The sequence below is a fragment of the Pseudomonas sp. genome (assembly GCF_030147005.1).
GTDB lineage: Bacteria > Pseudomonadota > Gammaproteobacteria > Pseudomonadales > Pseudomonadaceae > Aquipseudomonas.
Genome location: NZ_JASLAW010000229.1, coordinates 13,257 through 25,476 on the forward strand (window position 1 = coordinate 13,257; position 12,220 = coordinate 25,476).

Genomic DNA, 12,220 nt, shown 5'->3' on the forward strand with positions numbered 1-12,220 from the left:
GCGTACGGGGCCGAGGCGGCCTGGTGAGCCGGATCAGAGGTGCAGCGCCGGCCTCGTCTGGGCACTGTCACGGGCAGAAGGGACCCGGACACGCCACGCAATCAGCAACGCGGCCAGCAGCATCAGCATGCCCGCCGCCACGAATACGCCTGCGCTGCCGCCGAGGCTGAACATCGCCCCTCCAGCGGCTGCGCCTGTTGCGATGGCCGACTGCACCGAAGCCACCACCATGCCGCCGGCGCTTTCCGCCTGATCCGGTATGGCGCTGGCAACCCAGTTCGACCACGCCACCGGCACGCCACCAAAGGCCAGCCCCCAGATCGCCATCAGCACCGCCTGCCCCGGCACCGAGGCCGGCAACAACACCAACGCCAGCGCTGCAACACCCACCAGCGCGGGCATCAACACCAGGGTGGCCAGCGGGTGACGCACAAGCAGCCACCCGGCCAACAGCGTGCCGCCGAAGTTCGCCACACCGAAGCCCAGCAGCATCAGCGACAGGCCTTGCGGGCCGATGCCGGTAGTACCCTCGAGGAATGGCCGAACATAGGTAAACATCGCAAAGTGGCCGCTGTGTACCAGCACACACCCGAACATCCCCATGGCGATACCCGGGCGCTGCAATACCTCGAGTACGGTACGCAGGCGTGCCGGCCTGCGCGGCGTAAGGCGCGGCAGTGTGAAGGACTGGAAAGCCAGGGTCACCGCACCTACCGCCGCCGCCGCAAAGAACGCGCTGCGCCAGCCATAGAGCCCGCCCAGGTAGCTGCCCAGCGGGACCGCAACCACCGTTCCGACGGCAATGCCGCTGAAAATGATCGACAGCGCTCGGGGCAACAAAGCCCCCGGTACCAGGCGCATCGCCACTGCTGCCGCCATGCTCCAGAAACCACCGAGGGCGATACCCAGCAAGATACGCATCACCAACAGCACCGCGAAGCTGGAGGAAACGGCGACCAACAGATTGGAGGCGATCATTAACGTCGAAAAACCCAGCAGCACCCAACGGCGATCGATGCTGCGGGTCAGCCCTGGCACCAACAGGCCAGCGAACAGTGCCACCACTGCTGTTACCGTTACCGCCTGGCCGGCCAGCGCTTCGGACACTCCCAGGTCCGTTGCCATCGGCGTCAACAGGCTGGCCGGAAGGTACTCGGCGGTGAGCAACCCGAATACGCCCATTGCCAACGAGAAGACTGCCATCCATGCGGGGGTTGCAGGTTCTACATCCATCCCGGCGCCGGGGCGGCTGTCGGATACGGCATTACACACATAATCAGTCATTACACGGATCTCCCGATCTTCATTGCGACCCGCAGTCTAGGCGCGGCGTTCTGGATGATCTATGATCGAAAACCTCTATTTTTTGACCAAAACACCTGAACAATGCCTACCGACCCGTTTGCCCTCTCCTCGGATCTCATCAACGAGCTATTGCGCGGCATGCGCCTGCGTGGCGTGGAGTACCGGCGCGTCCAAGCCGGTCCAGTCTTCGGCCTGGGCTTCGCTGACAAGCCTGGGCATGCCTGGTTTCACTTCCTGGCGGTCGGCAATGCGGTGGTGCGGATGGAGGACGGGACGACGTATGCCCTGTCTGCCGGCAACGCCGTCTTCATTTCCCACGGCGCCGCCCATCAATTGCTGTCCGATACGGACGTACCGGTTCAGGACATCGACCGTCTGGACGGCGCGCCTCTGGGTGATACCGTCAGCGCGGTGGCTACCGGAACCGATGCCGGCCCGACGCCGACCACCCTTCTGTTCAGTGGCTGCATGGAGTTTGAACTGGGCAGTATCCATGGCCTGGGCAGACTGATGCCGGGCCTGATGCTGGTCGATGCCGGTGGCCAGCGTTACCCCGGACTGGTACCTATCCTGACCGCAATGGAACGCGAGGTCAGCGCCGCGCGTGTCGGCTTCGCCGGCATCCTCGCGCGGTTGGCCGACGTGGTGGCTGCGATGGTCGTTCGCGGATGGGTGGAGTGCGCTTGCGGTAATGCCTCTGGCCTGGTCGCCGCATTGCGCGATCCACGCCTGGCCAACGCGCTGCTCGCGCTGCATCAACAACCGGGACGCGACTGGACCGTTGCGCAGCTCGCGGAGCAATGCAATACCTCGCGCTCGGTCTTCGCCGACCGTTTCCAGATGATTATCGGCATGGCCCCGCTGCGCTACGTCACCGAATTGCGCATGCGGCTCGCGAGCCAGTGGCTGACGCTCGAGAGGCTGCCAATTGAAGAGGTGGCACAGCGCTTGGGCTATACCTCCCAGGCCGCTTTCAGTCGCGCATTCAAGCGCGTCACGGGCAAGACGCCTGGGTTGAGTCGTCAGTCGAGGCAGCCCGCTGTTCCCTGAAGCCGAGCGAGGCTTGTAGAAAACCATGGAGCGCGGGTGGCGGCTGCTTTCAACCGGGCCCCGCATCCCGCTGCTGGTAGTTAGAACGTTCACCGCCTCGGCGCAGTCCGATGCTGTGTCTTTGCTCGGATGACCCGCCTCATGTCAAACGCACTGGTATTTTTCGCGACCCTTATCGGTATGGAAGGCTTTGCATTTCTTGCCCACAAATATGTGATGCACGGCTGGGGCTGGGGATGGCACCGCTCCCATCATGAACCCCGCACCGGCTGGTTCGAGAAAAACGACCTGTACGCGCTCACGTTTGCGCTGCTCGCCATCGTGCTGATCGCGCTTGGCACACAGGGCATGCACCCGCTGGAATGGATCGGGGCCGGGATGACGGCCTACGGCTTTTTGTACTTTCTGGCCCATGACGGGCTGGTCCACAAACGCTGGCCGTTGAAATACGTGCCCCGCACCGGCTATCTCAAGCGTCTGTATCAGGCGCACCTGATGCACCATGCGGTGTCGGGCAAGGACCGTTGTGTCTCATTCGGCTTTCTCTACGCCCCGACTACCGCGACGCTTCGGGCTCAACTGCGCGAACTGCATGGCGGGCCTCTTCACAAGCATGATGCGGACGTTGCCACAGGCTCGGCAAACGCGCGGGCCACTGACGCCCGCGAGCAGTAACGGCGCGACACAGGCCGCTGAGCACCAGGCGCAACTTGTCGAGCTTTGAGGTCGATACCCGCGTGTCCCAGGCATGCTCGCCCCGCCTTGAGACTTTGATGCCGATCTGCCGATAGACACCCGACGCAGTCGCCACCGCCCACGCGGAACGCCACGGCAGTGCGCTTAATCCCGCCTCGGCACTGGCGTAAAAAGGCTCGGCCATCTGCACCAGCCGTTGCGCGAGAATGGCCAGACCGGGCCGATGCCGAACGTCGGCGAGTGACGCTTCGGGAATCGAAAGCTCATCCAGCCAGTCCCGTGGCAGATAGCACCGGCCAACGGCAGCGTCTTCGACGATATCGCGGGCGATGTTGGTCAATTGAAACGCCATGCCCAGGTCGCAGGCCCGGTCCAATGTCTTATGGTCGCTGACGCCCATGACCTGAGCCATCATCAGCCCGACGACCCCGGCCACGTGATAGCAGTACTCCAACGTGTCGTTTACGCTCTGATAACGACGCTGGTGCACATCCATCGCAAAGCCCGTCAGATGCTCCAGGGCATAGCGTTCCTGAATACGATGTTTGACCACCACCTCTCTGAACGCTGCGAAGGCTTCGTGCTGCACAGGCAACCCGGCATACACCGCCCGAGTCTGAGCGGTAAGCTCGGCAAGGCGCCGCTCAACGTCAGACTGGCTCAGCACAGTCGCGGCATGCCCCGCCTCCTGGCCGTCTATCACATCATCGCAATGCCGACACCACGCGTAGAGCATCACGGCGCTGGCCCGCGTCGAAGGGTCGAACAAACGCGAGGCCGCGGCAAAGCTCTTCGAGCCCACGGCAATGCTATGTTCGGCGTGCTCCAACAGCGCCTGATCCCGACCTGCATCGCGATTCATGAGTGCAGATCCTCCAGCATCACAGCTGCCGTGGCCTTTGCCGAGCCGATGACACCGGGCACGCCCGCACCGGGGTGAGTGCCCGCGCCCACCAGGTACATGTTGCCAAGGCTCGCGTCTCGGTTATGGGGCCGGAACCAGGCGCTCTGCCAGAGCACAGGTTCAAGGGAAAACGCCGAGCCCAAGTGCGCGTTCAACTCACTGCGAAAATCATTCGGGCTGAAAATCCGGCTGGTCACCAGATCTTCCCGCAGGCCGGGCATGTAGTGTTTTTCCAGATACGCGAAAATTCGATCCCGGTAGCGTGGGCCTTCCACCTCCCAGTCGATGGGCGCGTTACCCAGATGCGGAACCGGCGAGAGTACGTAGTGGCTGGAGCAACCCGGCGGGGCCAGACTCGGATCGGTGATGCAGGGTGCGTGCAGGTAGAGCGAAAAATCCTCGGCCAGCTCGGCGCCCTTGAATATCTCTTGAATCAACGCCCGATAGCGCGGCCCGAAGCAGACCGTGTGATGCTGAAGCTGAGGTTGCGGCCGCTTGAGGCCGAAATGGATGACGAACAGGGAGTTGCTGAAACGCTTGTTTTTGAGGCGCGCGCTTTCCTTGATGCCGCGGGCATGGCCGCCCAGCAACTGTTCATAGGTATGCACCACATCAGCATTGGACGCGACGCAGTCCGCGTTCAGCAGGCGACCATTTTTCAAGCGCACGCCGCTGGCTTTTCCCGCTTGCACCTCGATGCTGGCGACATCGGCATTGAGTTCGACACGCCCGCCGATGTCTTCGAAAAGCTTGACCAGCCCCTGCACTAACGCGCCCGTGCCGCCCTTGGGAAACCACACGCCCCACTCGCGTTCCAGCGCATGGATCAAGGTGTAGATCGATGAGGTAGCAAACGGATTGCCGCCCACCAGCAGGGAGTGGAACGAAAACGCCTGGCGCAGCTTTTCGTCTTCGATAAACCCGGAAACCATCGAGTAGACACTGCGCCACGCCTGCAGCCGAGCCAGTTGCGGCCCGGCCTTGATCATGTCGCGAAACGACAGGAACGGCACGGCGCCCAACTTGAGATACCCCTCGCGAAAAACCGCCTTGGAGTACGCCAGAAACCGCTGATAACCCTCGACATCCCTGGGGTTGAGTTTGGCGATCTGGCGGTCCAGCTCGGCCTGGTCGTTGGCATAGTCAAACTGCGTACCGTCCTCCCAGCACAAGCGATAGAACGGCGACACCGGCAGCATCTCGACGTAGTCAGCCATGGATTTGCCAGCCGCTGCGAACAACTCTTCGATGGCCGTGGGATCGGTGATGACTGTCGGCCCGGCATCAAAAGTGAATCCTTCGTCGTGATACACATAGGCGCGGCCGCCAGGCTTGTCGCGTTTTTCCAGCAAGGTGGTTTGCACCCCCGCCGCCTGCAACCGGATCGCCAGCGCCAGGCCACCAAAGCCTGCGCCGATCACAATCGCGCTTTTCCCCTGGGTCATGCTTGATCCTTGTAATGCCTGGGCAAGCAGCGAAGTGCCGCGTGCATAGCCTCATTGATGGGAACGGGCGGCTTGCCGATCAGCACCCGAAGCTTGTCTTGCAGCGTGCTGTCGCCCGAATAGAAACGCCTGATCAACCCCTCGGGCAGTCCATAAAACCGCTGCATTACCCGCCAGCGGTCCTGGGGTTTGCCCGCCAGGAACAGCATGCGATTAAGCAAACGATAAAACCCCTGGCGCCGCCATGCCTGCTCGGCGAACGCGCGAATGCCAAGGTATAAGGCGTCCGCTTGCAGGCTCTGCTGGCGTGCGATCCAGTCCGCCAATTGCACGGCCTGGGGCAACGAATACCCAGTCGTGCAATGGCACAACCCGGCGCGCAAACCGGAACGCGGTTGGCCGGGCGCGTCACGCCAGAAGCTGGAAAAATCGCCTGCCAGGGTGATCGGCAACACGCCCTGCTCTTCGCGCAGGCAGCGGGCAATGGTCCATCCGCGACCTTGCACATAATCACGAATATGCTCGCGCAACTGTTCTGAAGAAAAGCTCTGGCGGTCAACGTAGTGGGTGTCTTCCACCAGCACCGTGTCGGCTGAAAACGGCAGGACGTAAACGAAACGATAGCCCTGCCCTTGAGCCGGCCGGGCGTCCATGATGATCGGCGCGTCCAGCCCGTGAGGAGCCTGTAGCTGCAGCAACTGGCCGAGAAACGCCTGTTGGCCCAGCACCAGATGTTCGCTGTGCTGAACGCCACGCCCGTCGATCACCGCCCTGGCCTGCAGCTGCTCGCCGCCCTCCAGCACCAGGGTCGTCGGGGTGACCTGCTCGATCCGCTGCGCCACACGCAACCCTACCCGACCGCCGTCACTGAGCGCGGGTTCGATCACTTGGGCAAAGCGTTCGGAGGTGATGCTGGCGTAGCCGCTGTTCAGCCGACGCGAAAGCCCTGGGAAATGCACATCGTAGGCAGGCCAGGTTTTCACCACCAGGGGCCTGATCCACTGATGCTGCTCGGCCGTCAAATCCGAGTCGTGGAAGGACCAGGTATGGTTACCACCGATCCCGGTTTGCTCTTCAACGCAAAGCACCTGTAGCTCGGGGCGCAGCTGCTTGAGGCGCCAGGCGATCAACCCATTGGCCAGCCCGCCACCGGCGAGGATCAGGTCATAGATCATGCCACCGCCTGCGTCGGCACGGGCTCACCACTGCGCACCGCCGCCTCAACGATGTCCGCCGCTTTGCCGGTACCACCGGCGTGCTGCAACTCAGCGGCCATCCGTTGCAAGGGCTCCCGTGGAAGAACAAGCAGGCGGGCCAGCCCATCAGCAAGGGTGGCGGCACTCGCCCTGCGGTTCAGCTGCAGGCCCAGGCCTCGGTAGCTGACACGTGCCGCCACCCCCGGCTGGTCAAAACCGATGGGCATGACGAGCATCGGCGTCGTGGTGGCAATGGCATCCATCACGGTATTGAGACCTCCATGGGTGACAACGACGTCGGCGTGTTCAAGCACCGATTGCTGGGGGGCAAATGCAGTGACCCAGGTCGCGCCACTTCCGAGGAGCATGCGTTCCTGGGTCGAATCAAGCCCGCCGCAGTGGGCGACCAACAGCTGCGCGTCCAGGCGGCGGCAGGCCTTTGCAATCTGCCGGAACATTCCCACGCGCCCGCCCTGCAAGGTGCCCAGGCTGGCGAAGACAAAGGGGCGATTTTTATCAATCTGCCACTCGAGGGCTTCGCCGGCTGACGATGGCTGCACGCTATTCGAAAAAGGCAGGCGCAACGGGCCGACTGCATGGAAATGCGCGGGCTGCTGCGTACGGGGAAAATCAAATCCGGCAAGGGTCTGACTGATCTGGGCAAGCGGTGAAAGGCATTCATGCAGCGCGTCGCGAGGCTCGATGGCAAGCCGTCGACATGCGCCTCGCAGCACGGCTCTCAGGGGCCGCATCAGCCAATCGTAAACCTGCCGGCTACCGGCGTACATGCGTAGGCTACGTTCGTCACTGCCGTAGGCAAAAGGCATCACCGGCAGCGGCAAGCCGGGCTCGCGGTTGACCGGCAACGCGCAAGCCACCGACACATAAGGCAGGTCCAAGGCCTCGGCAACCAGCCCACCGGCAGCTTCCATCTGATCGCAAAGCAGCGCATCGACCTGTCTGTCAGCCAGGGCCGCGGATAATTCATTACAAAGCATGTCGGTAGTAGCGCACATATCGGCAATGACCCGCCGCAACGTCAGCGGGTTATTCGAGCTGGCCGCGCGCTGCAACGAAGCGTCCAGGCTGCCCGGCGGATGGCTGCCGGCACCCATTGCATGAAAACCGATACGCGGATCACCCAGCCAACGGCGCGCGTCGGCCTGCTGGAAGAACGTGACCTGATGCCCACGATTCAACAGCTCCACCGCCAGTGCCTGCAAGGCCTGAGAGTGGCTATAGAACGCCGGGGCAACCACGCCGAAATGAGTCATGAGCGCTGCACCGCCGGTAGCAATCTGGCGTGACGCAATGCCGCCAGATCTGCGGAGCCCGTGCAGAAACAGGCAATGCGCAGCTGTTTTATAACGATCTCGAAATGCTCGATGACCGACGCCGTCGACACCGTCGCACTGCGCAGCACACCGGCCGCCTGCCCCACCACGTCAGCCCCCAGACACAGCGCCTTGGCCACATCCACCCCATTACGAATACCGCCGGATGCGATCAGTGTCATGTCGGGCAATGCTTCCCGCACGCTGACCAGGCTGGTGGACGTCGCTATGCCCCAATCGGCAAATGCCATCGCCACCTCGCGATCGGCCGGGCTGCCGGCGCGTTCAGCTTCCACCGCAGCCCAGCTGGTGCCGCCGGTACCTGCCACATCGAGCACGCTGACCCCGACGTCCGCCAGGGCCAGCGCCACCGACGCCGAGATACCCGCCCCGACTTCTTTGACGATCACCGGCACCCCGACACTTTGGACGGTCAGCCCGATGGCATCCAGCACGCCGCGCCAATCCCGATCACCTTCGGCCTGAACGGCTTCCTGTAACGGGTTCAGATGGATGATCAAAGCGTTCGCCTGCAAGGTCTCCACAGCGCGACGCGCCAGCTCCTGGCCATCTGTTTCCAATAGCTGCGCCGCGCCAATGTTGCTCAGCAACGGGATGTCGGGCGCCAGCCGCCGCAACTCATGGGTCAAGCCCTGATCATTGCCGCTGCGCAGCCCGACGCGCTGCGAACCTACACCCATGGCGATGCCAAGTTCTTGGGCGGCCTCAGCCAGATGATGATTAATCGCTGCAGAACGCTGCGCCCCACCGGTCATTGAGCTGATCAGCAAGGGCGCTCTGAGTGGAACTCCAACCAGCGCGCTGGCGAGATCAATGCCGCTCAGGTTCAGCTCCGGCAACGCACAATGCTCGAACTGAAAGGCATCCAGCCCACTGCCACCACCCTGTGCCGGGTTATGGCGCAGGCCGCGGCCGTCCAGCACGATATTGAGATGGTCATCCTTTCTCCGGCTTAAAGGGTGCTCGCTCATGGAAGCTCCAATTCGGTTGAATCATTTAGCGGCGCGCGTGGTCATTTTGTTGAGTCTTGTTGTACAAGCTTAGGCTGTTGGTACACCTTTTGTACGGCACCGACTGATAACTGAGGCATTGGTTATTCAAAGTGGTTCAGAGTTTGAGACGCATCATGTGAACAGCCAGCAGGCCGGTCACCCTTCACTGATCACCCTTAAAGCAAAGGTCAAGACCGATGACAATCGAGCCTGACGCAACCGTCGAATATGGCTTTACCGAACGTTTGGAAGATGTGCGGGCGGCTATTGAAAAGCGTCTGGACCAACTGCTGCCCAACAGCAGCGACGAGCGGGATCTGGTCGCGCTGGCCATGCGTGACTCCACGCTGGCTCCCGGAAAGCGCATGCGGCCAATTCTGTTGATACTCGCTGCGCAAGGCTTGGGACACGGTGGCGATCAGGCACTGGACCTGGGCTGCGCCGTGGAACTGATCCACGCAGCGTCACTGGTGCTGGACGACATGCCGTGCATGGACAACGCGCAATTGCGCCGTGGGCGGCCGACCGTGCATTTAAAGTTTGGCGAAGACGTGGCGATCCTTGCCGCCGTTGCGCTGCTCAGCCGCGCATTCGGGGTTGTCGCCGGGATCAGCGATCTGGCACCGGCCATCCGCATGCAACTGGTGGAGGTCATGGCCAATACCGTAGGCATGCAGGGGCTGGTCAAGGGCCAGTTTAAGGATTTACGTGAAGGCCAGAAAAACCGCGCTCCCGAGGAAATTGCGCTGACCAACAACCTGAAGACGGGGGTACTGTTTGGCGCGATCATGGACATGGCCTGGCTGATCAGCGACGCGCAAGCCAGCACACGCCCGATCCTGCAGAACTTCGCCGTGGAGCTGGGCCAGGCGTTCCAGATGTATGACGATCTCAGGGATCAATGCCCGGACAGCGACAAGGACCAGGGCAAGGACGCGGGCAAGTCGACGTTCGTTGCGCTTTACGGCGAGCGAAGAGTCCGCGAACAGCTTGAGGCTCATCTCATGAACGCCGAAAGCCATTTGCGCGAAGTCTACGGCCCTTCTCGAATGATCACCGGGTATATGCGGATGATCTTCGAGAAAGCAGTGCGCCAACGTGGCGCAAGGCTGTAGGGTCTACCTGGCGCGCTCGGCAATCGCTTGTTTCAATTTATCGGCGTCAGCAAAACGCTGCTCACTGACGACCGCCCCATTGTTCAAGGCAAGCCACTGAACGGTGTCCCGGTCGCCGCCATAACTGGGGGCAACCCTGCCCTCCCGGTCGAGCATGATTCTGTATTTGGCCGAACGCATGGCCGGTACGGCCACCATCTTGATCAGCGAAGGCATCCTCTCGATATCCGCCAGGTATACGATGTGGCGCGCTTCCAGATACCCCTCGGGTTGACCTTCCATCGCCGCATCCACCAACTTGGCGGCCGACATACTGCGCGCTATCAACAGCACTTGAGCGCTGTCGTTCAAGGTATACGCCTTATCGTTCTGATCCAGGAGAGTCCACTTCACTGCGAGTTGGTTTGGATCTTTGGGTCGATTCAGATCTTTTGATTGGGCTGGGTCCTGCGCCAACACGTTAAAGCTCAGTAGTACACCGATCAACAAGATCATACGCCGCATGGTTTCGAACCTTATTCAGGGAAGCGGGAAGTGAAATGCAGAGGCCATCCTACGCCAGCCCGGTTGTTACGCTCCACCGCCTTAACGCTTTTCTTGCCTGAGCTTAGTGATGCCGGGGGTATGCCTTATGTTATTTATTCAAGTTTGGCTCACAGTCGCCAGAACCGGGGTTGTCACGTGCAGGCATAGTTCACAGAAAAATCAACGATCACCGGCCAACGCCTACCATTGGGTATGGGTAGAAAACAGCCTGTCTACAGGCAAGGAAGACTTCCTGGGCGGTGCTGAACTGACATTTAAAGCCGTGACAGCAAAGGGGCGCGTATTCACCTGCTCGACATTCATGGCCCCGCCGAGCCCCCGACGTACTGGCGGCTGACCTGCACGAAGTACGCCTGACATCCGGTGCGGGCATCGCACGCGACACCGCGGCCTCGTCGGAGAAAGTGGCGTCCATGCTCGGTACGTGCTGGACGAAGTTGAACTTTGAGGTGCTGGCGGTGAGGTTATTGAACACCGCCATCGCGTCGAAGGCCGCTAACAGTAAGATATTCATCACAGCCGGAACGAGGCGTTCTGCTCCAACAACAAAAAAGACGCCAAAGCGTCTATTCTACAAATCGCAGGCACAAAAAAAGCCACTCGTTAGAGTGGCTTTTTCATTAATGCTTGGAGCGGGAAACGAGTTTCTTACTAAACGCCTATCCCTTTGAAAACATTGAAGTTTTATTGACTTCGTCGCTTTCGATGGACAAAATTATGGACTACTTCTTTGGGCATAGCAAGCCTTTGATGAGAACATTGTTCCACTCGTGGCTTCAGAGCGCCAACAAGGCATCAGCATGCAAGGCTACTCACGTGCCCCCTACCTGATGCATGAGATGGTCATCAACACACAGGTGTGCACGAATCCCAAGTAGCGGTAGGCGCGCTTCAGTCCCTACGTTACCGCCGCCACCTTCTTCTCACCCGCATGCAGCGCCAGAACGTTCTGCACAAAGCGGATGCCCGTTGTCCTCGCTGCCAGCGCAGCCACTGTGTACTGCCCCAAGAACCATGCACCGCAAGCCAAGGATCGAGCGGTATCGACACCGCTGAAATGCATGACTACCGGCACCAGCAGCGTCAACAGCAATGACAATGCCGCGATATCCCGGAAGAGCAAATAGTTCTTGTGACTATCCACCACCGAGGGGGCCGAGTCGACCTTCTTGTAGAGTCCATACCACTTTGCATTCTGATCGCGCTCGCTCACCGGAAAGACACCGACATTCTTCTTCAATCTAGCAAGATCGATACGATGATCCGCCAGCGCATGCACGGTGAACGCACGCGAACCCGGCAAAGGGTATGTGATACGCCAGAACACGAGTATCGCCTTGATATCTGCCGATATAAGGGACGACAACAGCAACACGGGGATGGGCAACAACGCAGTCAAGCTGGCACGGATAAACACCAGCTTGCTCGGCGTCAGTTCTTCGATTGACGTGTGGAAGGTCATTACCAACAACACCAGGAAGTCCAAGATTAGCGTTGCCACCAGCCAGGCCATATTGCGACCCTTTAGGGATTTACTGCTGTAATCCACCCCGTCCTTCATAGTCCATGCCTTATAGTCAGGAGCAATATTTCACACCGATGCGAACACCATAGAC

12 protein-coding genes are annotated in these 12,220 nt (G+C 60.8%); 3 read left to right on the top strand and 9 right to left on the bottom strand.

From position 1 onward, the window contains the following. Positions 1-33 precede the first annotated feature (33 nt). On the bottom strand, positions 34-1,284 hold the full coding sequence (locus Q1V60_RS21765; protein ID WP_300634644.1) for an MFS transporter: 1,251 nt from the start codon (positions 1,282-1,284) through the stop codon (positions 34-36). A gap of 102 nt (positions 1,285-1,386) precedes the next feature. On the opposite strand from Q1V60_RS21765, the gene Q1V60_RS21770 reads away from it, so the two are divergent. Both Q1V60_RS21770 and Q1V60_RS21775 read left to right on the top strand, forming a co-directional pair. Next, positions 1,387-2,355, top strand: coding sequence for an AraC family transcriptional regulator (locus tag Q1V60_RS21770; RefSeq protein WP_300634647.1), 969 nt, complete (start codon positions 1,387-1,389; stop codon positions 2,353-2,355). Between the two features lie 141 nt (positions 2,356-2,496). Then, on the top strand, positions 2,497-3,030 hold the full coding sequence (locus tag Q1V60_RS21775; RefSeq protein ID WP_300634649.1) for a sterol desaturase family protein: 534 nt from the start codon (positions 2,497-2,499) through the stop codon (positions 3,028-3,030). On the opposite strand, the gene Q1V60_RS21780 is transcribed toward Q1V60_RS21775, so the two are convergent. The 5 genes from Q1V60_RS21780 to fni are packed head-to-tail and all read right to left on the bottom strand — an operon-like array spanning position 2,912 to position 8,922. After that, on the bottom strand, positions 2,912-3,913 hold the full coding sequence (locus Q1V60_RS21780; RefSeq protein ID WP_300634652.1) for a phytoene/squalene synthase family protein: 1,002 nt from the start codon (positions 3,911-3,913) through the stop codon (positions 2,912-2,914). The two genes, Q1V60_RS21775 and Q1V60_RS21780, sit on opposite strands and share 119 nt — an antisense overlap. After that, positions 3,910-5,400 (bottom strand): phytoene desaturase, encoded by a 1,491-nt coding sequence (locus Q1V60_RS21785; RefSeq protein WP_300634654.1) that lies wholly within the window; start codon positions 5,398-5,400, stop codon positions 3,910-3,912. The genes Q1V60_RS21780 and Q1V60_RS21785 overlap by 4 nt, the downstream gene beginning before the upstream one ends. Beyond that, positions 5,397-6,575 (bottom strand): lycopene beta-cyclase CrtY, encoded by a 1,179-nt coding sequence (crtY, locus tag Q1V60_RS21790; RefSeq protein ID WP_300634656.1) that lies wholly within the window; start codon positions 6,573-6,575, stop codon positions 5,397-5,399. Before crtY ends, Q1V60_RS21785 begins: the two co-directional genes overlap by 4 nt. Next, entirely contained in the window at positions 6,572-7,870 is a 1,299-nt protein-coding gene (locus tag Q1V60_RS21795) for a glycosyltransferase (RefSeq protein WP_300634658.1), read from the bottom strand. Before Q1V60_RS21795 ends, crtY begins: the two co-directional genes overlap by 4 nt. Beyond that, positions 7,867-8,922 carry a type 2 isopentenyl-diphosphate Delta-isomerase gene (gene fni / locus Q1V60_RS21800; protein WP_300634660.1) on the bottom strand — a complete coding sequence of 352 codons (1,056 nt, stop codon included), beginning with the start codon at positions 8,920-8,922 and terminating at the stop codon, positions 7,867-7,869. Before fni ends, Q1V60_RS21795 begins: the two co-directional genes overlap by 4 nt. A gap of 218 nt (positions 8,923-9,140) precedes the next feature. Here fni and Q1V60_RS21805 point away from each other — a divergent pair, with 218 nt between their 5' ends. After that, positions 9,141-10,058, top strand: coding sequence for a polyprenyl synthetase family protein (locus tag Q1V60_RS21805; protein WP_300634662.1), 918 nt, complete (start codon positions 9,141-9,143; stop codon positions 10,056-10,058). Positions 10,059-10,061: 3 nt separating this feature from the next. Here the strand turns inward: Q1V60_RS21805 and Q1V60_RS21810 are convergent, their stop codons facing one another. From Q1V60_RS21810 to Q1V60_RS21820, 3 genes are all read right to left on the bottom strand, one after another. Beyond that, complete coding sequence (locus Q1V60_RS21810; protein WP_300634665.1) at positions 10,062-10,562, bottom strand: hypothetical protein; 501 nt, start codon at positions 10,560-10,562, stop codon at positions 10,062-10,064. 208 nt (positions 10,563-10,770) lie between these two features. Next, complete coding sequence (locus tag Q1V60_RS21815; protein ID WP_363321069.1) at positions 10,771-11,118, bottom strand: DUF2165 family protein; 348 nt, start codon at positions 11,116-11,118, stop codon at positions 10,771-10,773. Positions 11,119-11,502: 384 nt separating this feature from the next. After that, positions 11,503-12,165: a hypothetical protein gene (locus Q1V60_RS21820; protein ID WP_300634668.1), complete on the bottom strand. Its 663-nt coding sequence runs from the start codon at positions 12,163-12,165 to the stop codon at positions 11,503-11,505. Positions 12,166-12,220: the final 55 nt, after the last annotated feature.

Bases quoted from the DNA above. Each gene is read 5' to 3' on its own strand.
- Q1V60_RS21785 (WP_300634654.1), bottom strand. From the start codon at position 5,400: ATGACCCAGGGGAAAAGCGCGATTGTGATCGGCGCAGGCTTTGGTGGC.
- Q1V60_RS21780 (WP_300634652.1), bottom strand. From the start codon at position 3,913: ATGAATCGCGATGCAGGTCGGGATCAGGCGCTGTTGGAGCACGCCGAA.
- Q1V60_RS21815 (WP_363321069.1), bottom strand. From the start codon at position 11,118: ATGAATATCTTACTGTTAGCGGCCTTCGACGCGATGGCGGTGTTCAAT.
- Q1V60_RS21820 (WP_300634668.1), bottom strand. From the start codon at position 12,165: ATGAAGGACGGGGTGGATTACAGCAGTAAATCCCTAAAGGGTCGCAAT.
- fni (WP_300634660.1), bottom strand. From the start codon at position 8,922: ATGAGCGAGCACCCTTTAAGCCGGAGAAAGGATGACCATCTCAATATC.
- Q1V60_RS21770 (WP_300634647.1), top strand. From the start codon at position 1,387: ATGCCTACCGACCCGTTTGCCCTCTCCTCGGATCTCATCAACGAGCTA.
- Q1V60_RS21810 (WP_300634665.1), bottom strand. From the start codon at position 10,562: ATGCGGCGTATGATCTTGTTGATCGGTGTACTACTGAGCTTTAACGTG.
- Q1V60_RS21775 (WP_300634649.1), top strand. From the start codon at position 2,497: ATGTCAAACGCACTGGTATTTTTCGCGACCCTTATCGGTATGGAAGGC.
- Q1V60_RS21805 (WP_300634662.1), top strand. From the start codon at position 9,141: ATGACAATCGAGCCTGACGCAACCGTCGAATATGGCTTTACCGAACGT.
- Q1V60_RS21765 (WP_300634644.1), bottom strand. From the start codon at position 1,284: ATGACTGATTATGTGTGTAATGCCGTATCCGACAGCCGCCCCGGCGCC.
- Q1V60_RS21795 (WP_300634658.1), bottom strand. From the start codon at position 7,870: ATGACTCATTTCGGCGTGGTTGCCCCGGCGTTCTATAGCCACTCTCAG.
- crtY (WP_300634656.1), bottom strand. From the start codon at position 6,575: ATGATCTATGACCTGATCCTCGCCGGTGGCGGGCTGGCCAATGGGTTG.